Below are 19,780 nucleotides of genomic sequence, written 5' to 3'. Positions count from 1 at the left end.
CGTGAATTTACCTTTTGTTTTAGATGTCGCGATCGGGCTAATGTTTACTTATTTAATTCTCAGTTTATTAGCGTCTGAATTACAAGAACTATTAGCAACGGTTTTACAGTGGCGAGCCAAACATTTGAAGGACTCGATCGAGATTCTTTTGTCAGGAGGAGTCGGGACTCCGGAGGAACAGCGAGTTAGAGATTTAGTGGGTCGGCTGTATGAAGATCCACTTTTGAAAAATGTGAATCAAGAGGCAAAGGGTGTCATTCCCAGAGGGTTTCGCAAGATCTCCAAAGTCTTGTTTGCAGGCAATCGTAAAGGCGCTTTTGGCCCCGACCAGGCAACCGGGCCTTCTTACATTTCTCCTGAAACTTTTGCAACCTCTCTACTAGAAAGATTAGGCATTTCTAACTTGGCTGACAAGTTGAGCGCAGTGAGGATCGAAAAGTTTGCTCGAAGAATTGTAGGAACTTACCGCCTGACTGATCAGGGACAAATTGAAGTTCCTGTGGACGAAGAATTGAAAGATGATTGGGAGAAAGGCAGCATTCGAGTCATTGCTGAAAAAACCTTTAAGCCCAACCTCAATCAAGATCAAAACTTCAATCTACTGGTCGAAGAGTATGATCAAATTGTTCACGCCTATCAAACAAAACAAATTACACTCAATACGGCGATCGAGCGCTTAGGCGAAGAGCTAGATACTTATATCGCCGCTTGTGAAAATCCACAGTTTCAAGACACCGATTTGTCTCTATTTGTTAGAAGACTACGATCGTTTAAGAACAGCACCTTTGGCGAAAATAACGAACGAGCAATTACCTCTGGCGGCTTACAGCCCAGCTTGTCAGAGATTGCCGAGTTAGTAAATCAAAGCAGCACCATTCATAAAGAAGCCGTCGATGCCTATGAGAAAATTGCCCTGCAAGCAGAACCGATCGATGCAAGAGTCAGAGAGACGATCGCCGCAGATGTTGCCACCTACAACACAGAATACGAGGCAAAACTTGCAGAATCTAACAAGCCTGCTCAAGCGCCCTTAACGTTTGAAGATTTAGAACGCGCTCAACAGCAAGCTATTCTCAGCAACGCTCTAGGGCAGCTCACACCCGAAGAGCGCCAGCTCTATGAAGACTACCAAGCCTATCAACAAATTAAAGAGGGATTGGATAAGCTTCCGGACTCGGTAAAGGAGAGTATTGGGATTTTGGCAAGACGGGCCCAGACGCGAGTACAAAAGGCTGAGAATGAGTTAAATCAGCTTCGAGAGGAAGTGGCGGTTTGGTTCGATCGCTCAATGTCGCGGGCTTCTGGCGTTTATAAACGTAATGCCAAAGGGGTGGCGATTTTAATTGGATTGTCGATCGCAGCAGCCACAAATTCTGATACGTTTCACATTTTCAATCGGTTGTCGAGTGATGACAGTTTGCGGCGATTGATTACTGAGCGGGCTTCTCAGATTGATCTCAGTGCCCCCAACAATCCGCGTCTAGACGTGCAGCTAGAGCAATTAAAAAACCAAACTGATGCGGTGCTTAGAGATATTGCCTTTCCGATTAGCTGGAGTCCGACGAATCTCAACAAGCAATTGGGCTGTCAAACGATTGCGATCGCTGATCAACCCGCTCCGCCAGATGAAGCCACCCAACTGAGACAGCAATGGGACAATCTCTACAAGTCTTGTTTGAGCACCAATCAAGCAGCGGCGGTGCCAATTCCTTTTCAGGTGATGCAGATTGCTTTGGTCAAGCCTCTGGGATTTTTGAGAATGATGTGTGGCTGGGTGGTGAGTGGGATTGCGATCGCGATGGGCGCACCCTTTTGGTTTGACTTACTCGGTAAGCTAGTCAATGTCCGAAATTCTGGCAGCAAGCCCAAATCAACTCCAGAACAATCACCCCCATCCTGACTTTTGAGCGCCCTGCATAATTTTGCTCAAATGAAAGCTTTAGATAGGTTGTTGCATATCTAACTGACATAAAGTCACTGCTCAAGCGCTCTTAATTAGCTTGGAAAACTAAATGTCTAGCAACTTACTCACTGTCCGCCTGAATATCATGTTTTGTGATGAATGCAAAATGAGCAGAAACAAACGATTGTTTCGGACATATCCACTCATTGCTTTCTTGAAACTGCTTTTGCAGCCATATTCATATAGAGGGCTAAGTTCAAGTCGTAAATTGTAAAGGACTGCATCTGATCCTCACCTATGAACTGGGCAATCTTGGGATAATCAATTTCAAAGACTTTTGTTAAGTCATATCACTTGTGGATAATATCATACGGTCAATTGAATTGTATAAACCGCTGTCGGTTCAATGACGTAGCTTAACCATGACGTAAAGAACAAGTGGGTAGCCATCTGAATTCCCTCATCCCTCAATCATTGCTTGCAGTGCATTTTGTAAGTCTTGTGTGAGGTCGGTGACAGCTTGTTTGGCGGCGCGGCGATTGGTTTGGTAAGTGTCCCAACGATCGCTCACTGACAGAGGTTGTCCGATCGTAATGTGGCATTTTTGTTTGCCTAATCGGGGACGCTTGAAGGGGTTGCTGCCTTTGATGCGAGTAATGGTGTCCCAGGCGAGAAGGGTGGTTTCGGCAAAGCGCTCGACGGTTGGTTTCTCTAAGACATACTTGCCTGTGACGGCGACAAAGCATTCCACCAAACGCATGTGCCAGATGCGGAGATGGGCTTCTTCAGCAATGCGATCGGCGAGTCCTCTTTCGATGGGCGATAGCGTTTCTAAGTTTAAATCTTCGCGATACACATAGTCCCATCCAGCTTGTTCTAGTTTGCGACAGCGATCAATCACACTACCCTTTGGCTGGATGTTGAAATACTGCTCGGCAACGTTCAGCGCTGCATTCATCAGAGCATCTAATCGAACTGTAAATTCCTCATTTGTTCCGGGTAAAACGCCTTCGACTTGGGATGACTCAGCGTTCTTGGTTGTGGGTAATGTTTGATGGTAAAACCGTGTGTAATACTGTTCCATAATGGTCAGCAATCGTTCGGCTAACTGGTAGAGTCTGCGGTAGAGATGACCGTCTCCAGTGCCGCGTGTGGGCGTGATTCCGATATCAGCTTCGATTTCACCGAGCAGCTTTTCTAAGGCTTTCCAGGGAGGCGTGATGTAGCGGTATTGAATGCCGATCGGGACAATCAACACTTCTTCCGATCGCCCTGCTTTGAGCAAATCTTCGACACACCAAAATCCCAACTGTGCAAGTCCTGGCTCTAAAGGGCTGATGATTTCGTTATGACCGTTGGTTGCGCCTTCGGGAGCCGCTAGTAGCGGAAATTCTCCGTTGACTAATAGGTTTCTAGCGGATCGTAATCCTGTGCGATCGAGCTTGCCGCGATGAATGGGAGTGCCACCCAGTTTTGAATAGAGCCAGCCCATTGTTGAGCCTGCCCAGAGAGGAATGCCGCGATCGTACATAAAATGAGCGTGAATCGGGTGCCGCAATGCAATTTTTTGCCGTTGAGCAGTCTTGGGCACTTGATAACGAAGTAAATTTGCAATAGCAAGTGGATCGTCTACGCTGGGATGCCGGAACGCGAACAACAATCGAATTTTACCCGCTTGAAACTGTTGATAGAGCGCTACTAATTGCTCAAGGTTGGTTGCCTCAATGCCCGTAAGCGAGGTTTTCGATCGCGTCCAAAAGGGAAGTGCAAGCTGGGTCAGTTTGAGAATTTTGGGATCAAAATCTGGAGGAATAAAGCCAAGGGGCGGTTGAGCTTGAATCGGGGGGCGAGGCAACGCAGGTTCTCCTAATGGGGATGACAGCTATCTTAGAGTCCAGGCTTCTCATCCTGGTGCGATTCGTTACAGATTGAAAAGCGTCACTGATGCAGCAGTTTTTGGATTTTCTCAAAAGATGAAAATCAATTTCAGATGCCACTCGGTTTCAGGGCGAGTTAGTTCAATTTGACGAATGAATTCACGAAAGTAAAAACGACGTTCTGACTCAGATAAGTCTAGCCAAAATTGAGGAATCGAAACGGCTTGAGCGATCGCGCTTAAATTAACAGGCGGTAGTTGAGAGAATTGACGTTGCAGGTCTGCGATCTCTGTCCGAATTTTGTAGGCGCGGAGGTCGGCGGTTTCGGTGTCGAGAATATTAGTTTCGATCAAGGCTGGAAGTTGGGAAAGAATAGCTTGTTTGGCGGAGATCGCTCCAGCAATTCCTTGTTTAATCCCATCCAAATCGGGTGTGTTCACTTCTGAAACGGCGCGCGGCAAGTCTTCACAAATGCGCTCGATCGTGGCTTGCAAAATTTGCTCATACGCGATCGCTTTACATTTAGGTTGATTAGAACATTGAGTTGGGCGCAAGTATAAATATTCTGTCGCTTTTTTGTTGTGAGGTGCGACACGAGTAATCGTCATGGGAGAGTGACAACTGCTGCAAGAAACCAAACCTGCCAGCGATCGAGGCGCACTAGCCGTTCGAGAGGGGAGCCGACGATTTCTCCGCAGTAAGCGATCGATTTGGGCCGCTTCTTCTCTGGTAATGAGTGCCCCGTGAGTGTCTGCAATCACATCTCCCGTCTGATATTCTAAATCGCCTCGATAAACGGGATTTGACAACCAGCGTCGCCCCGTCGAAACGGAAATTTTTTTACGATATTTCTTGTCTAAATAACGCACAGCCCCCCGCAAGGAGCCATATAACAAAAACTGCTCGAAGAAATCTTTGACGACGGGAGCGGTGGCGCGATCGATCACATAGCGATTTTTGCTGCGACGATAGCCATAGGGTGCTTTTCCGGGAGGTGGCAGTGCTTTGATGCGATTGCGGGCATGTCCCTGACGAATGCGCCGACTTTTTTGATTGGACTGAACTTGTTGCAGCAGTTTCAGGAGATCTGAACGGAGGTCATTGTCTGTGTTAGACGGCTCAACCGTAATTAGTTGAATGCCTAAAGTCTCGAATTCAGTCAGACGATCGCTCACTTCTTGCACAGAGTCTCCCAATTCTTCTAGCCGCCGCACCAGTAGATAGCCTGCGGGTTCGGTTTGACAGTCTGAGAGCAGTTTTTGCAATTCTGGACGCACTGCTTTTTCTGTTGCTAAATCTTGATAAACGTGGTCGATTTCCCATCCCCAAAGATTTGGATCGGGCGTTGATTCTAGCAAGGGATCGCTGTAGAGATAGGCAATGATTTTCACTGCAAATTAATTTTTACTCCTTTAATTAAGAAGTTTAGTTAGCATTCCATATAGCATTTATCTTTTTTGGATTAGGACTCATTTAGCTCGATCACATTACCATCAGGATCTTGAACAAACAGCGCCGATCGCCCCGATGCACTCATTTGAAACTCATAGTGGTGGGCTAACAATTCTTCTTTCGCGACCATCAGATCGGCAACTGAAAATGCTAGATGTTGGTTGCGTCCCCATTTCTCTAAGTTTTGCAGTGACGATATTGCATCCGCCACGATTAAATGAATCTGAAAGTCACCTATTTCGTACCAGGCACCGGGAAATTTGAGGACGCGATCGACTTTATTCAACCCCAAAATTGTTCCATAAAAATGTTCAGCTTGCTCTAGATCAGAAACCAATAAAGCTGCGTGGAGAAATTTTGTGATCTCCATAAAATCATTCGCTCCGTTACTTTGTTGTTTAATCTCAGGATAAACGGTGTACACTTCACTCGAAAATCTTCTCTCTAAATTTCGAGATTTCTGATCAGAACATCTGATCTACGCCTTAAAATCAGATCATGGAAATTCTCTCCGTCAGCCTCAAAAACTTTAAGTCGCACAGCGATCGCCAATTCCTCTTTCAGCCTGGAACTAATGCCATCTGTGGCGAAAATGGGGCTGGAAAAACGAGCATTCTAGAAGCGATCGCCTGGGTTTTATTTGACCATAAGGGCGACTATCGCGTGGAAGATTTGGTTCAGAATGGGGCAGCCAGCGCTCAGGTGCGGGTCTGTATCGTCTCCAGTCTTGACCAACGGACATATGAGGTGCAGCGCTGTACGCGATCGGGCTATTTGCTCTACGACCCTCAACTGGGCGAGAAACTGGGCTATACCCGCATTCGAGAGGAAGTTTTACCGTGGTTGAGACAGCATCTAGGCGTGGCACCGGGGACAGATTTAGCGAAGCTTTTTGCGAATACGATCGGCGTTCCTCAAGGCACGTTTACTGCTGATTTTTTGCAGCCCGCCGAGAAGCGCAAACCGATTTTTGACACCATTCTCAAAGTTGAAGAATATCGGCAAGTCAATCAACAAATGTTGACGCTGGAAAAGTACGCCAAAGCTGAAACCGAAAGTTTGGAACGGACGATCGCGCAGTACGAAGAATCGCTCCAAGATTGGGAGACCCTTTCTCAAAAGCAACAAGAACTCAGCCAGGATATTGAGCATTTAACCCTACAGCTTGCTCAGTGGAAACTGCGCCTTTCAGAACTGCAAACTGAGCAGGATCAACTCAGCGCCCAATCTGCCCAAATGCAGCAAATTACAAGCGAATTAGAAAAACTGACGGCGCGAATTCAGTCAGAAACTTTGATGCTCGATCGCCTCAAACTCGACCTGCAAGCTGCGGAAAAATCTGTCGAAATCTGCACCCTACATCGCAATAGTTATCGAACCGTTTTACAGGCAGAATCTACGCTAAAAACATTAGAAAAAGACCGTGAAGCGCAACAGATCTTAATGCAGCAGCGTCAAGGCTGGGTCAAACAGGAAAGCGATCGCAAAACCAAACTGGCGACTCTAACGCAACAATTAGAACGGCGATCACAAATCGAGTCTGAACTAAAACGCCTTGAGCCTTTAATTCAACAACAAATTGAATGGGAACATCAACAGCAAATTCTCAATCAGCAGTTACAAAATTGTCAAAGCTGGAAACAAACGATTAGTCGAGATCAAAAACGCCTGACACAACTTGAAAATCGCCGTCAGCAACTCGGACAAGAAATCGAAAAACTGGAAACGATGGGCGCGATCGTGCAAAAAATTCCTCAACTCGAAACCCAGCAGCAGCGCTATCAACAACAACTCAGCCGCATTGATGCCGCTACCCAATTTGAAGCCGATTTGAGGCAGATCGTCACTCAAGCCCAAAAGCGCGAAGGCATCTACACGCATCACGTCAACGCGGCCACTTCTACGCTCAACCAACTCAAACAAGCCGCTCCACTCTGGACAGCCCAACTCGAAGAAATTCTCACGGCTTTGGGCAACGGATTCAAGCTGCAAGGCCAGCTAATGTTGGATCTGCAAGGCATTCTCGATGATTTGTCAGAACAACTTCTCGCCGATCGCCTCAAGCAACACCTACAACAAGTCCAGACCCAACTCGAAACGGCTCGTCAGCATCAAGCTCAATATCTAACGTTGGATCATAAATTTGACCAGGAAGAAACTTTAGAAACTGAGATTGAGGAAGTACGATCGCACATCACCCAATGTCAGACACAACTCGCCAACGAACCCGAACTTCAGCAGCAACTCGCTCACCTCAAAGGACAACTGCAAACGCTAGAAGACCCCCGGAGTCGCGATCGCTTGCTCCAACAAGAACTCAAACAACAGGCAAATCTAGAAGCCCAACAGCAGCAAATTCAAAAAGCCTTGATTGAAGTGCAGACGACGATCGCAGACCTCGATCGCCAACTTGCTACGTTCACAACGCTCACCGAGCAGATTCGTGAACAGCAAACGTTACGGGAAGAACATCGCGCTAACTACCAACTCTATTTAGAACATCAACAGGCTGCCAATAGTCTTAAAGACCGTCAAAAACAACTAGAAGAGGCCAGTCAAAAACAGCAGGATCTTCAAAAGAAAATTACAGAACTCACAATGCAAAAAGCACAGCTTGAAGAACATTTTGATCCTGCTCAAGTAGAAACTGTGCAAACCGCTTATCGGGAAGCCCAAACTCAAAAAATTACGCTAAGTGCAACGCTACCTGAAAAGACAAAACGCCTAGAGGAATACGATGTTCAACTTTCAAAATTACAAGCTATTCAGGAAAAGCGAGATCAGGCAAAATCGGAACTCAAACGCAAACAGAAGGTCGATCGCTTCATCAAATTTGCTCGTAAAGCCTTCAAAGATGCCGGGCCGCGAATCACCGAACGCTACGTACAAAGCATTTCCCGCGAGGCAGACAAGCTTTTTCGAGAACTGCTTAACCGTCCCAATGTGGCGCTCGAATGGACGCGAGACTACGAAATTGTTGTGCAGGAAGGGCCTCACTCGCGCCGATTGATCAATCTATCTGGCGGTGAACAAATGTGTGCGGCGTTGGCGGTTCGTTTAGCATTGCTCAAAGTATTAGCCGATATCAACATTGCCTTCTTTGATGAGCCAACTACCAATATGGACAAACCCCGACGAGACAGTTTGGCCGAAGCGATCGCTAACATCAAAACCTTCCGTCAACTTTTTGTGATCAGCCACGACGACACCTTTGAGAAAGTCACCGAAAATGTCATCCTCGTCGAGCGCGAATAGTTCGACAGATAATATTCTTAATGGAAATCTCCTCAAACCACAAAACTCGCTTCCTCTCCCTGAGCCGCTTGCCAGCTTCGAGCATCGTAATACAAATCTTCTAGCGAAATGCTGTAGAGCGCTTCTTTCATTTTTTGGTGGAGCCGATTCCACAGGGTAAAAGTCACCCAATCTTCAGCTTGATCAATGTCAGGGGTGTGATGCGGCAAGGGATCAATGCTTTCGCCAACCGCTTCTAAAATTTGACCTAAAGAAATCTGTGCAGGCGGATGCGCCAACTGATAGCCCCCTTGAGCGCCTCGAACAGACACCACCAGTCCTGATCGCCGCATCTCAATCAACAGCTTTTCTAAATAGGGAGCCGGGAGATCTTGACGTTGAGCGATCGCTTTCACCGAGGTAGGCGCATACCCTGGCTGCAAACTCAAATCCAGCAGAGCTTTGACGCTGTAGTGTCCGCGTGTGGTTAGCTTCATTGACCAATCTTATGCCAAAACGCCCCGTGAAGTTAGATAGAAATCTTCACGAGGCGATGGGTTTGTTGCAAATTTGGTCTACTTTAGCGCATTGGGATAATTTTGCTTGCAGACATTGAGAATTCGTTGGTCAGTCGCACTTAGTTTTTTAAGCGGTTGGAAGCCTTCTAGACTAATTCGAGTCATGGCAGGGTTGCCAGTGGTGGCGACGTTAGCCGTTCTTTGTAGCGAGATCGCGTAGGGGTGTCGCGTTTTTTCGTAGCTGTCGATCACCGTCAAGGCCACCTGGTCTGATTGAAAAGTACCATAGGCACAATCAAAGGACGATCGCGGCATGTAAAAAGCACCCAACACCTTGCCCTGGTTTACCTCAAATACAAAGTAGGCTTGTCCGACTTGTTCGGGTTGGGCTGACTGACCATATAAATAAATGCCATTGGGCAACGCTGCTGGAGCGGCCGCTTGTTTTGTAGATTTGGTGGGGGCACTTTGAGCCTGCGACTCAGACGCATGAGCCGTCAAGCCCATTGAGAACAGCCCTACTGTCAAAGAAAAGGCTGCCATCCTCACGATATTCTTTAGTGATGCCGAGAACAGAGGTTGTTGAGTATGGTGCAGTTTCATCACGGTGCCCTCACTTAAAGAATAGATACACGAAAACAATTCTGATCCCTTTAACTAGGGGTGAATTGCGTAGTAGGAAGGACTGTATGGAATTCTGATTTTTTGAGAGTAATACCTCAAAAGCACTCTCGCACAAGCAGCAAATTCGTTCAGCCTCGATTAAAAGAAATAGAAATAGATCGGCAGAATTATGGGTGGATACTGGTGGATACAAGACAAGCGGGAAGAATTCCCGAAGCGGTCTGTAACTTTTCCATATAATCATCAAATCATCCTGATCAGAGATGCACCACCACCACTGGTGACACTCTAATTTCTGACCACCGTCTCCTGCATCTATCCAGCGTCATAAACCGCCAAATCGTTTGCTAGAGATTGATTAAATACCTTAAGGATGAAATCGATTCTTTCAACCTATCACGAAAAAAAAGACGAGCTTGTGACTCGCCTCACTCAAATCGATGATATGTAGCATCTCTTGAACTGCCCGATCGCTCTATAGAGATAATTTAACGGGTTACATTAACTGTCAGGTTGCTCAAAGGGGACGATCGTTCCCACCCATACTTCTTCTACTAAACTTTGATCAAATTTGGGCTAACCGTCACGCTTCGGCAGGCGTAGAACGAGATCAAGTTAGCCCCTTCTATAAATTGGTTACTTTTCAGTGTGAGCAAGTTCGGCAAAGAGAGGATCGTAGTCGTCGGAGAAGTTCGATCGCACGTCCGCAAATTCTCCAGGCGTAACGGCTTGGCTCAAAACTGAGATGACGGCTTTAGCGTGAAGGGCGGCCGTTTCTGCATCGGTGCCTTCTTTTTGACCAATTCGCTGATAAAACTCATCCAATTTAAAGTGAGCGCCAAACTCGCCTTCTCGTCCTCTCAGGTGTTTTGCCAAGTCTTCGGGAAGCTGTGCGCCCAGTTGAACGGCCTCGTCACCGACGATTCTTTCTTTCACAGTCTCTAGCGTTGCCTGAGTTGCTTTTTCAGCCTCTTGACGAGAATTGAAAGATCCCAAATTTTGCACGTTTTTGATAAATTCGTCGTATTTCATGGTGTTGTCTTAGCGATCGTCAGTAGCGTTTCCACCATTTTGTAAAGTTATGTGATTTTATATCTCTATCCTATGTGTGAGATCAACTCTTACTATTTAAGAACGACCTCGATCAACTAAATGATGAACGAGAAATAAGATCCGCTTCTAGAAGTTGAGTCAGATCTCACAGTTATAGATAATGAGTTCTACGTTCATCATTTAGCGATTTTTATTAAGCAGCCGTTATCAAGATATCTGAGTCAAGCTGCATTTAAAGACGATCGACGTTAGTGTTGCGCTTCCGATTGGCTTTCGGATGGTTGGTCTTTGGGCCGCTCTGTTGCAGCAGGATTTACGGGAGTGACATCTTGATCGTCTCGCGAGTAGTCTGCCTCCGTTGGCGTACTTCCGGGATCTGCATCAATGACTCCATTTTGATTGGTGGTTTTAGCATTGGTTCCTTTGTGGCTGGCATGTCCGCTCATAGTGAATTCCTTTGTTTGCGATAACTAGTTCAATTTAAGTTAAGGACTGTCAAGGCTAAATCTATCCAGAGTGACGAATACCAGCGCTCATAAAATCATTGGACTGGCGAACTGAGAGGATGGCGTATCCCGATTACCAGGCAAAGAAATCGGCGTTGCTGATTGGAAGGATGAATCTGTGGGAAGTGTCCATCTTTTCGCCCCCTAAATCCCCCAAAATTGGGGGACTTTGAACCTTGGGTTTCGCTCCGGTTTGGGACAATTCATCCCCTGATTCAGCAACGCCAAAAATCTAATTAAGTTGATTCTAAACAAGACTTAATCGATCGCTCTTTCATTGGGTAGATGTGCTCTGTCACCAACCTTCACCCATCTGTAGAGGTCGATTTATTTGTCTCGCCTGATATTAGGAGAGTGATTAACCAAACTTTAAATTTCGTTGAGTGCCTCTGCTGGCCTTGATTTTACTAATTCAAAACTTTTATTCAAAGTCTTTTAACGTCCTTTTAGCTACGGATTGGGTATGAACTACGATCGCCTTTTTCCTTCTGATTTCTTAAAACGTTTTAGAGATGATGCCTGGGAGTTTGGGCTGATTGCCTGCCCGTTTGCCATTGTCGATCGCTTGGTTAACTCATTCACTGATGGATTTGTTTCGGCGATCGACCTGGCGCAAATTTTCATGATTTGTTTGTTGACAATCTGCTGGGCATTTCTCAAACCTACTGAGGCCGAAGAAGAGAAAGCTTTTTACGATCGTCTCACCCAGTTTGTCCCGGCTTCTCTGCCGATGCGTCCTCCGGTTCCGTTGTCTGAGTTAGTTCAGCGCTACGGCTATCAGCAAAGCTCTCTCTGGAGAGGATGGCGCATTCACCACACGTTTTTTCCCAATCTTGAAAGCGACGTTGCGATCGTATTTGTGCATGGATTTGGCGGCTCGATCGGGCACTGGCGGCAAAACATGTCTGAGTTGGCAAAGCACCACAATGTGTATGCGCTAGACCTACTGGGGTTTGGCGATTCTGACAAGCCGAATGTGGCCTACTCAGTGGATTTGTGGGTCGATCAACTCCACGAGTTTTGGCAGACCTTTATTGGTAAACCTGTTGTATTGGTGGGCAATTCGATCGGCTCTCTGACCTGTCTGGCGACGGCGGCGGCTCATCCAGAAATGGTGCAAGGAGTGGCAATGATCAGCTTACCCGACACTGCCAGTCATGATGATGCCATTCCCCCGATCGTGCGTCCTTTAGCTCGTGGCTTACAAACGATTGTCACCTCTCCCCTATTGCTTTATCCGTTATTTCATCTGCTCAAACAGCCGAGTGTGATTCGTCGTTGGGCAAGTTTGGCCTATGTTTGCCAGGAATCTATCACCGAAGAGTTGCTCGAAATTCTCATGAAGCCCGCACGAGAACAGGGGTCGGCTCAAGCGTTTTGTGCGATTATTCGGGCGATGGTCAGTCCTCAGTTTAGTCCGAGTGTGCGATCGCTGTTGGGTCAGATTCAGATGCCGTCTTTGTTGTTGTGGGGCGACCAGGATCGGATGATTCCGCCGGGGTTGGCAAAGCGTCTATCGAGCTACAATCCTGACCTGAAATTGATTGAGCTTGAAAATGCGGGTCACTGTGCCCATGATGAATATCCAGAGCAGGTTAATTCGATGCTGTTGGATTGGATTCACACACAGGTTTCATCAGAAATGGTTTTTTCTCACAGTTGATCACGCTGAGAGATCAAGAACAGATCAAGATCTGCAATGCTAGGAGCGATCGTATTGACGATTGATTACTAACACTGACGTGAATTCGATGAGGTTTTTTTGCTTCGTTCTTCAGCGCTTCTGCCCCCCAACCCCCCAAAATTGGGGGACTTTCAGACAAGATCTTGGGTTCAAAGTCCCTCACTCGTGGGGGATTTGGGGGGCTGCCTGGATTCACAACCACAGCGAAAGATTTCATCGAATTCACGTTAACACTGGTGCAAGACTAAATTGGAAGAATGACTTCATCGGTTGAACCGTGAACCAAAAGCTTGACAAGTCCGATCGTACAAATTGTTGCAAGGTCTTAGTAATCGGGCGCTCGATCGCGCAAATCGCTGTAAACTTTTGCTTACAATTCAACTCAACGCTGACCGGAGTAAGTTTCATGGATGTTTTAGCTGCCGTCGCCTTTAATGCGGGGCAACCTTTGAGTCTCGAAACCGTGCAACTCGAAGCGCCCAAAGCTGGAGAAGTGCTAGTCGAAATCAAGGCGACAGGCGTGTGTCATACCGATGCCTATACGCTATCTGGGGCTGATCCTGAAGGGTTGTTTCCGGCAATTTTGGGGCATGAAGGGGCGGGAGTTGTTGTCGAAGTGGGGGCAGGGGTGACGAGCGTTAAGCCGGGTGATCATGTGATTCCGCTTTACACTCCAGAGTGTCGCAACTGTGATTATTGTCTGAGTGGCAAAACTAATTTGTGTCAGGCCATTCGGGTGACTCAGGGGCAGGGCTTGATGCCAGATGGAACGAGTCGCTTTACGATCGCAGGCACCAAAATTCATCACTACATGGGCACTTCGACCTTTGCAAATTACACAGTGCTTCCTGAGATTGCGGTTGCCAAAATTCGGGAAGATGCGCCGTTTGAGAAAGTCTGTCTGATTGGCTGTGGAGTCACGACCGGGATCGGAGCCGTGATCAATACCGCCAAAGTTGAACCGGGGGCAAACGTGGTCGTTTTTGGTCTGGGTGGGGTCGGGTTAAATGTGATTCAGGCTGCAAGAATGGTTGGCGCAAATATGATCGTTGGCGTTGATTTGAATCCTGAAAAACGCCTCCTCGCCGAGAAATTAGGCATGACTCATTTTGTCAATCCCAGTGAAATTGACGGCGATCTGGTGCCTTATTTGGTGGATTTGACCAAGGGCGGAGCCGATTACAGTTTTGAGTGTATTGGCAATGTCAAAGTGATGCGGCAAGCGTTGGAATGTTGTCACAAAGGCTGGGGTGTTAGCGTGATCGTGGGTGTTGCGGGAGCGGGTCAAGAAATTAGTACCCGTCCGTTCCAGTTAGTGACCGGGCGCGTCTGGAAAGGAACTGCATTTGGCGGCGCAAAAGGACGAACGGACGTTCCCAAAATTGTCGATTGGTATATGGAGGGCAAAATTAACATCGATGATCTAGTGACGAAGGTAATGCCGATCGCTCGGATCAATGAGGCATTTGATCTCATGCATAAAGGTGAAGTGATTCGGGCAGTTTTAACGTTTTGATTTGACGCTTTGATTTGACGCTTTGATCTGACAGTTTGATCGGGTGCGAGATTTCTGGTTCACAGTTCGACACGGTACACTGAGAAGACCGCTTGAGGAAACGTTGATGGCACGATCGAATAGCAACAAAACACAAACAACTACATCAGACTCGCCTGCGGTCTTGGACTTTGATGAGTCAGATTCGCAAGATAGCCTGGTAACTGAGGAGTCGGTTGAGGAGATTGAAGAAGCCGACGAAGAGACTGAAAAGGTCGCAGACGTAGAAGACGTTCAGGATGTGGACAGCATTTTGAACTCGCTCAAAACCTTATTAAGTACGGTCGAAAAGCTGCAAAAAGTTCGTCAAGAAGTGGGCGATATCAAGCCTGTTTTGGTGCGGATGCTTGATGGAGAACTGGTATCTGGCGAAGACTTGGAGCAGCTAAAAGCTGGGGTTGGAGGTTTGATGCGTCTGGTGCGGGCCCATAGTGATCATCAGGCGGCCTTGGCTAAAGCGCAACCTGCGAGAAGCTTGCTGGATGAAGTGTTGAAGGTGAACCGTCCTAGCTAACAAGTTCTGCGGGCTTTCTGTCGTCTTTTGCAATCCCCTGTAGTCGATAATTCAGGCAGCTTGCCGGGAACCTTCACGCCCCTTTCCACTGCTGGGCAACTTGACGAACGACTTCAACAAAGCGCTGTACAGTAGACGATCTCTTCGAGTTACCCGTAAGGGGTCGCTCTCCCTGTCTCCAAATCATTGCAATCGCTACCTGGGGAGTCGTTTCTACAATCGGTCGATAAGCCACACCCGGACGCTGAAGCTGTTGGAGAGAAGTTGGCACGATCGCTACGCCCATTTCTGCGGCTACCAAACTGACGATCGTTTGCATTTGAATGGCTTCTTGCGCCACGATCGGGCTAAATCCTGCTTGCTGACAGAGGCTAATGATTGGGTCATACAGTCCGGGAGCCGCCGCACGCGGGAAGACGATGAAGGGTTCTCGAATCAGCGATCGTATCGACACTCGTTTTTGTTGAGTCAGAGAATGCCTTTGGGGCAGGGCAACCATCAGAGATTCTTGAAAAATAGTCTCTACTTGACAGCCATCATTTGCAAACGGCGGACGAAATAGCCCAATGTCAATGCGTCCTTCTTGGAGCCACTGAATTTGTTGAGCCGAGGTTAATTCGTGCAACTCCAAGGTGACACCGGGGACTTGGGCGCGAAAGGTTTGCAAAATGGGTGGCAAAACGTTGTAAGCAGCCGAGCTGACAAAGCCGATCGTAAGCTGTCCGATTTCACCTCGACTGACCTGTTGACCTGCGGCGATCGCGTGTTCTAGCTGGTTGAGAATTCGCTGAGACTCGATCAAGAAGGTTTGTCCTGCGTCGGTGAGTTGGACGGTGCGCTTGGTGCGATAAAACAGTGAAAACCCAAGCTCTGTCTCTAATTGACGAATTTGATGACTCAGCGGAGGTTGAGCAATGTGAAGCCGTTCTGCGGCCCGCCCAAAGTGCAGTTCTTCTGCCAACGTCACAAAATATCGAAGGTGTCGCAGTTCCATCGCAAAATCGGAGACATTAGACCAGACACTAAAAGCCTACTCTGTTCAAAGTTCCAAAGTCTAAAGTTTCAAAGTCCAAAGAAAGAGTGGACAATCTGTAGTATATCTTGTAGTATACAAATAGTCATTCTCAAGATTCTGTTTTCTATGAGCGCCAACCCATTCTCAATTCATACTGCAACGGTTTGCCAGCCCGATCGGGTGACGGCGACCATGCAGTTGAGTCAGAGAGTCAATGGGCGGATCATTAGTGCGCGCCAGACCAAACAACCGATTCAAGGCACAGGAAATTTAGAACAACTCCAGAGCGGAAGGTGTGGGCCGCAACCTGCACTGACCTAAATCGACTAGCCAAAAAGCTGCCGATCCCCGCTCCTGGTTTTCAGAGGTGGGGATTATTTTTTTGAGTTTAATCTCCTTCCTCTTCTCCCCACTCATCGGAGGATTTTAACCATGTTAAAGCTGACCTACACCGAAGCAGGATTGCACTTTGAAAGAGTCGTCTCAACATCTCTAGAAGTGCTGGTCGCTCAACGGGTCATTCTGGCACTCCGCGCAGGACAACCGTTGCATATTGAACCTGGCAAAGCGTCTTTTTTGATGCCGATCGAGACTCCAGAACTGAGATATCTCGGAAAAGTGCTGAAAATGGAGGCGAGTGAGAGCATCGTCGTGACGGCGATCGATCACAACTATGTAGAAATCAGCCTCACCGGAAGCTGGCTCGCAGAGAGTGCCGAAGCCCATGCAGGCATGTTGGTGACAACCTTTTCTGAGCAAGCTGAATTTCTTGTTTACAAGCTGTGGCAGGCTACTCAGTCACCCGTTTCCTTCTTGGCGTAATGGCTAAAAGGGAAGTTGGCGAATGCTGTTAGCTTCACAAATGCCCGCCGTTTTACGAAGCCAAACACTCTATCGAATTTACGTTAGAGCAAATCGTTGAGCGATCGTCTCAAAAAAGTTTGTAGTCTCTCTTGACGCTTTTGTATTATGTTTGTAGCATTAATGTAGTATACCACTCAATTCTTGGAGAAACCCCATGCTTTTCTTTGTCAAACCACCGTCCTCCTGGTCAAGGCGTTCTGCTGAGATGCCAGACGACGATGACGAATTAAATCCACGTTCGCAAGCACAAATCAAACGCGATCGACAACGCCAAAAACAAAGACTGCAAATGCTTCGTGACATCAGACAACAACACTCTCTAGAACGGCGTTCCTTTCTGTGAGTGGATTTCCGTTTTGGACACTAAAACCTATCTCATGGAGGATTATGTGCAACTCTTAGGACAGATCGGTTTGTAGGGCAGCATCGGTTATGTTATTCCAGAGATATTCCTGGATTGATTAACAGTCGCTGCCTTCAAACATTATTAGCCATGTCTGAAATTACTTTGCAGCGATCGGCAGCTTTGCTGAGACAAACTTCTTCTGCCATCAGTGTCTTTGTCACATTGGTTGGGTTGGTTGTCCTGGTTGGCTGGTTGCTCAATATTGAAATCATTAAGTACGGTTTTATTGGCGACACCGTGACGATCAAGGTAAATACCGCGATCGCTCTGGTGGGGTCGGGGTTGTCTCTATGGCTGTTGCAACATCGACACCGAGCGAGTCGTTTTTTTGCTCAAGTACTAGCCGCGAGTGTTGTGCTGGTTGGATTGTTGACGCTGGGTGAATATGTGTTTGGATGGGATTTGAACATTGATCAACCCCTATTTCGAGACAACACAACCAAAGCCGACTTTGCACCAGGCAGAATGGGATGGAATACGGCGCTGAGTTTTGTGTTAATTGGTGGAGCGCTGGGACTGGCTGGACAACGCCGCGATCGGTTTCAAATCGTCCAAGGGCTAACTTTAGTGGCGAGTCTGATCTCGCTGCAAACATTGGTTAGCTATTTGTATGAGGTGCAGTTATTTCAGGAATTCACAATCTATTCTCCTCGATCGCCTGCGGCAACGGCGGTTGTATTGATCGTGCTGTGTGTGGGCATTCTTTGTTTGCGTTTTGATCGAGGGCTGATGAGAATTGTAACTAGCAATCATCCTAGTGATATAACTACTCGATGGCTATTAGTTGCAGCGATTTTTGTTCCGTTAATTTTAGGTTGGTTGATCTTAAAAATTCAGAAAGAAGGCTACATCACGCCAGCATTTGCGATTTCGCTATTAGTCTTTAAAATCATTGTTGTATTTTCAATTCTGATCTGGTTAAAAACGGTATTTACTCATCGTATCGAGCGCGATCGCAGACAAATCACTACCGCGTTGCAGGAAAGCGTGGGGCAGTTTAATTTTGCTTTAGATGCTGCGGGATTGGGGCATTGGGACTGGAATTTGATCAGTGGTCAGATCATTAGCTCGGCGCAACAAGAACGGCTGTTTGGCCTCGTTCCGGGTCAGCACAGTCGCACCTACAAAACCTTTCTCAAACAGATCTACCCAGACGATCGGCGATCGGTGATTCAGACGCTTAAGCAGGCTCAACAAAGCTATCACGACGAATTTAGAGTCGTCTGGCCAGATAAGAGTATTCATTGGCTGGCGGTTAAGGGGCAGATTTACCCCGATAAGATCGGGCGATCGGTAAGAATGAGTGGCGTTTGTATCGACGTTACTTTGAATAAACTAATGGAGGCAGAACAGCAGCAAATATTAGTTTTAGAACGACATGCCCGCGCTCAATCTGAGGCCGCCAACCGCATGAAAGACGAATTTTTGTTAGTGCTGTCTCACGAACTGCGAACGCCGATGAACTCGATTTTGGGATGGTCTCACATTCTTCGCGGCCGTTCTGTTGAGGAAGCGAGACTGGCTCAAGGATTGGAGACGATCGAGCGCAATGCCAAAGTTCAGCTACAGATTGTCAATGATTTGCTGGATGTGTCTCAGATTGTTCAGGGAAGGTTGTCGCTTGATTTTAGTCCGGTGAGTCCAATCAGTGCGATCGAGGCGGCAGTTTCTACGATTCGTCCGATCGCGGAGGCAAAAAGTATTCAATTAGAGATGGTGTGCAATCCCATTGACGGCGTAGTGTTGGCAGATTTTACTCGACTCCAGCAGGTGATCTGGAACCTGTTAACCAATGCCATCAAGTTCACGCCAGTCGGGGGTTACGTCAAGATTTCTCTCGAACAGGTGGGCGGTTGGGTGCATCTCTATGTCAGTGACACTGGAAAGGGGATCAGCCCGCAGTTTCTCCCCTATGTGTTCGATCGCTTTCGTCAACAAGATAGCAGTACGACACGATCGTATGGTGGGCTGGGACTGGGACTCTCGATCGTGCGAAATTTAGTCGAACTTCACGGCGGAACGATTTCAGTTAAAAGTGCAGGTGATAATTTGGGAGCAACTTTTTTGGTCAAGCTACCGCTGCGATCGTCAGACTCCAATAACTTAGACCACCCAGGCAGCCTGGAGACCGTAAAGGGACTTGCAGACGCATAAAAACTCTATTTGACACAAGCTCCTCTTTGCTAAATGGTGAACCAAAACTGAGAAATCGTCAGATCTGCAACTTTCCGGCGTGATTTCTATTGAGTGATAATTTTGATGGTTTCTTTTGAGCGAGCGTTTGTTGATTTTATATGCGTCAAGCTAACATGAATTCGACGGAGTTTTTCGCTTCGTGATTCAGCACTTTCGCCCCCCAAGCTGCCAATTCTGGGGGACTTTCGGATAGGATTTTTTGCTCAAAGTCCTCCAAATTTATGGGATTTAGGGGCTGCCCGGAGTGACGATCGCAGCCAAAGATTTCATCGAATTCACGTTAAGTGATTTCTAGGAGCGATCGCATAACTTATAAACTACTGAGTAAGTAGGTGGGTAGAATTAATTGTAAGATAAGGAGGCTGCTCAATTCCTCAAT

At 47.2% G+C, this 19,780-nt stretch carries 18 protein-coding genes; 9 read left to right on the top strand and 9 right to left on the bottom strand.

Features of this window, described 5'->3' with window-relative positions; genetic code table 11:
- Nucleotide 1: 1 nt before the first annotated feature.
- A complete protein-coding gene (locus tag ACKFKH_RS21595) occupies nucleotides 2–1,900 on the top strand; it encodes a hypothetical protein (protein WP_446860417.1) in 1,899 nt (632 codons plus the stop codon).
- 463 nt (nucleotides 1,901–2,363) lie between these two features.
- Here the strand turns inward: ACKFKH_RS21595 and ACKFKH_RS21590 are convergent, their stop codons facing one another.
- From ACKFKH_RS21590 to ACKFKH_RS21580, 3 genes are all read right to left on the bottom strand, one after another.
- Entirely contained in the window at nucleotides 2,364–3,758 is a 1,395-nt protein-coding gene (locus ACKFKH_RS21590; RefSeq protein ID WP_446860416.1) for a lysophospholipid acyltransferase family protein, read from the bottom strand.
- 111 nt (nucleotides 3,759–3,869) lie between these two features.
- A complete protein-coding gene (locus tag ACKFKH_RS21585) occupies nucleotides 3,870–5,171 on the bottom strand; it encodes a recombinase family protein (protein WP_446860415.1) in 1,302 nt (433 codons plus the stop codon).
- Between the two features lie 71 nt (nucleotides 5,172–5,242).
- Nucleotides 5,243–5,602 carry a VOC family protein gene (locus ACKFKH_RS21580; protein ID WP_446860414.1) on the bottom strand — a complete coding sequence of 120 codons (360 nt, stop codon included), beginning with the start codon at nucleotides 5,600–5,602 and terminating at the stop codon, nucleotides 5,243–5,245.
- Between the two features lie 128 nt (nucleotides 5,603–5,730).
- Here ACKFKH_RS21580 and ACKFKH_RS21575 point away from each other — a divergent pair, with 128 nt between their 5' ends.
- Nucleotides 5,731–8,487, top strand: a complete 2,757-nt coding sequence (locus ACKFKH_RS21575) for an AAA family ATPase (RefSeq protein WP_446860413.1) — start codon at nucleotides 5,731–5,733, stop codon at nucleotides 8,485–8,487.
- Nucleotides 8,488–8,519: 32 nt separating this feature from the next.
- Here the strand turns inward: ACKFKH_RS21575 and ACKFKH_RS21570 are convergent, their stop codons facing one another.
- The 4 genes from ACKFKH_RS21570 to ACKFKH_RS21555 form a co-directional block, all read right to left on the bottom strand.
- Nucleotides 8,520–8,963, bottom strand: coding sequence for an Rrf2 family transcriptional regulator (locus ACKFKH_RS21570; RefSeq protein WP_446860412.1), 444 nt, complete (start codon nucleotides 8,961–8,963; stop codon nucleotides 8,520–8,522).
- 78 nt (nucleotides 8,964–9,041) lie between these two features.
- Nucleotides 9,042–9,527: a hypothetical protein gene (locus ACKFKH_RS21565; protein ID WP_446860411.1), complete on the bottom strand. Its 486-nt coding sequence runs from the start codon at nucleotides 9,525–9,527 to the stop codon at nucleotides 9,042–9,044.
- 717 nt (nucleotides 9,528–10,244) lie between these two features.
- Nucleotides 10,245–10,640, bottom strand: coding sequence for a DUF2267 domain-containing protein (locus tag ACKFKH_RS21560; protein WP_446860410.1), 396 nt, complete (start codon nucleotides 10,638–10,640; stop codon nucleotides 10,245–10,247).
- A 269-nt stretch (nucleotides 10,641–10,909) separates the two neighbouring features.
- Complete coding sequence (locus ACKFKH_RS21555; protein ID WP_446860409.1) at nucleotides 10,910–11,107, bottom strand: hypothetical protein; 198 nt, start codon at nucleotides 11,105–11,107, stop codon at nucleotides 10,910–10,912.
- A gap of 523 nt (nucleotides 11,108–11,630) precedes the next feature.
- Here ACKFKH_RS21555 and ACKFKH_RS21550 point away from each other — a divergent pair.
- Nucleotides 11,631–12,830 carry an alpha/beta fold hydrolase gene (locus ACKFKH_RS21550; RefSeq protein ID WP_446860408.1) on the top strand — a complete coding sequence of 400 codons (1,200 nt, stop codon included), beginning with the start codon at nucleotides 11,631–11,633 and terminating at the stop codon, nucleotides 12,828–12,830.
- Nucleotides 12,831–13,073: 243 nt separating this feature from the next.
- Here the strand turns inward: ACKFKH_RS21550 and ACKFKH_RS21545 are convergent, their stop codons facing one another.
- Entirely contained in the window at nucleotides 13,074–13,259 is a 186-nt protein-coding gene (locus ACKFKH_RS21545) for a hypothetical protein (protein WP_446860407.1), read from the bottom strand.
- On the opposite strand from ACKFKH_RS21545, the gene ACKFKH_RS21540 reads away from it, so the two are divergent.
- Together ACKFKH_RS21540 and ACKFKH_RS21535 are read left to right on the top strand one after the other, a co-directional pair.
- Nucleotides 13,258–14,367 carry an S-(hydroxymethyl)glutathione dehydrogenase/class III alcohol dehydrogenase gene (locus ACKFKH_RS21540; RefSeq protein ID WP_446860406.1) on the top strand — a complete coding sequence of 370 codons (1,110 nt, stop codon included), beginning with the start codon at nucleotides 13,258–13,260 and terminating at the stop codon, nucleotides 14,365–14,367. The two genes, ACKFKH_RS21545 and ACKFKH_RS21540, sit on opposite strands and share 2 nt — an antisense overlap.
- 106 nt (nucleotides 14,368–14,473) lie before the next feature.
- Complete coding sequence (locus ACKFKH_RS21535; RefSeq protein WP_446860405.1) at nucleotides 14,474–14,920, top strand: hypothetical protein; 447 nt, start codon at nucleotides 14,474–14,476, stop codon at nucleotides 14,918–14,920.
- A gap of 73 nt (nucleotides 14,921–14,993) precedes the next feature.
- Here the strand turns inward: ACKFKH_RS21535 and ACKFKH_RS21530 are convergent, their stop codons facing one another.
- Entirely contained in the window at nucleotides 14,994–15,914 is a 921-nt protein-coding gene (locus ACKFKH_RS21530; protein WP_446860404.1) for a LysR family transcriptional regulator, read from the bottom strand.
- Between the two features lie 147 nt (nucleotides 15,915–16,061).
- Here ACKFKH_RS21530 and ACKFKH_RS21525 point away from each other — a divergent pair, with 147 nt between their 5' ends.
- The 4 genes from ACKFKH_RS21525 (at nucleotide 16,062) to ACKFKH_RS21510 (ending at nucleotide 19,359) form a co-directional block, all read left to right on the top strand.
- Entirely contained in the window at nucleotides 16,062–16,256 is a 195-nt protein-coding gene (locus tag ACKFKH_RS21525) for a hypothetical protein (RefSeq protein ID WP_446860403.1), read from the top strand.
- A gap of 111 nt (nucleotides 16,257–16,367) precedes the next feature.
- Nucleotides 16,368–16,757 carry an alr0857 family protein gene (locus ACKFKH_RS21520; RefSeq protein WP_446860402.1) on the top strand — a complete coding sequence of 130 codons (390 nt, stop codon included), beginning with the start codon at nucleotides 16,368–16,370 and terminating at the stop codon, nucleotides 16,755–16,757.
- Nucleotides 16,758–16,953: 196 nt separating this feature from the next.
- Nucleotides 16,954–17,142: a hypothetical protein gene (locus ACKFKH_RS21515; RefSeq protein WP_446860401.1), complete on the top strand. Its 189-nt coding sequence runs from the start codon at nucleotides 16,954–16,956 to the stop codon at nucleotides 17,140–17,142.
- A 150-nt stretch (nucleotides 17,143–17,292) separates the two neighbouring features.
- Nucleotides 17,293–19,359: a PAS domain-containing sensor histidine kinase gene (locus tag ACKFKH_RS21510; protein WP_446860400.1), complete on the top strand. Its 2,067-nt coding sequence runs from the start codon at nucleotides 17,293–17,295 to the stop codon at nucleotides 19,357–19,359.
- Nucleotides 19,360–19,780: the final 421 nt, after the last annotated feature.

It is taken from the genome of Phormidesmis sp. 146-20 (genome assembly GCF_052939475.1).
The sequence above is the reverse complement of the archived record's forward strand: the minus strand, read 5'-3'. Positions and strand labels throughout refer to the sequence as shown.

Bases quoted from the DNA above. Each gene is read 5' to 3' on its own strand.
- ACKFKH_RS21580 (WP_446860414.1), bottom strand. From the start codon at position 5,602: ATGGAGATCACAAAATTTCTCCACGCAGCTTTATTGGTTTCTGATCTA.
- ACKFKH_RS21575 (WP_446860413.1), top strand. From the start codon at position 5,731: ATGGAAATTCTCTCCGTCAGCCTCAAAAACTTTAAGTCGCACAGCGAT.
- ACKFKH_RS21570 (WP_446860412.1), bottom strand. From the start codon at position 8,963: ATGAAGCTAACCACACGCGGACACTACAGCGTCAAAGCTCTGCTGGAT.
- ACKFKH_RS21565 (WP_446860411.1), bottom strand. From the start codon at position 9,527: ATGGCAGCCTTTTCTTTGACAGTAGGGCTGTTCTCAATGGGCTTGACG.
- ACKFKH_RS21560 (WP_446860410.1), bottom strand. From the start codon at position 10,640: ATGAAATACGACGAATTTATCAAAAACGTGCAAAATTTGGGATCTTTC.
- ACKFKH_RS21555 (WP_446860409.1), bottom strand. From the start codon at position 11,107: ATGAGCGGACATGCCAGCCACAAAGGAACCAATGCTAAAACCACCAAT.
- ACKFKH_RS21550 (WP_446860408.1), top strand. From the start codon at position 11,631: ATGAACTACGATCGCCTTTTTCCTTCTGATTTCTTAAAACGTTTTAGA.
- ACKFKH_RS21540 (WP_446860406.1), top strand. From the start codon at position 13,258: ATGGATGTTTTAGCTGCCGTCGCCTTTAATGCGGGGCAACCTTTGAGT.
- ACKFKH_RS21545 (WP_446860407.1), bottom strand. From the start codon at position 13,259: ATGAAACTTACTCCGGTCAGCGTTGAGTTGAATTGTAAGCAAAAGTTT.
- ACKFKH_RS21535 (WP_446860405.1), top strand. From the start codon at position 14,474: ATGGCACGATCGAATAGCAACAAAACACAAACAACTACATCAGACTCG.
- ACKFKH_RS21530 (WP_446860404.1), bottom strand. From the start codon at position 15,914: ATGGAACTGCGACACCTTCGATATTTTGTGACGTTGGCAGAAGAACTG.
- ACKFKH_RS21525 (WP_446860403.1), top strand. From the start codon at position 16,062: ATGAGCGCCAACCCATTCTCAATTCATACTGCAACGGTTTGCCAGCCC.
- ACKFKH_RS21520 (WP_446860402.1), top strand. From the start codon at position 16,368: ATGTTAAAGCTGACCTACACCGAAGCAGGATTGCACTTTGAAAGAGTC.
- ACKFKH_RS21515 (WP_446860401.1), top strand. From the start codon at position 16,954: ATGCTTTTCTTTGTCAAACCACCGTCCTCCTGGTCAAGGCGTTCTGCT.
- ACKFKH_RS21510 (WP_446860400.1), top strand. From the start codon at position 17,293: ATGTCTGAAATTACTTTGCAGCGATCGGCAGCTTTGCTGAGACAAACT.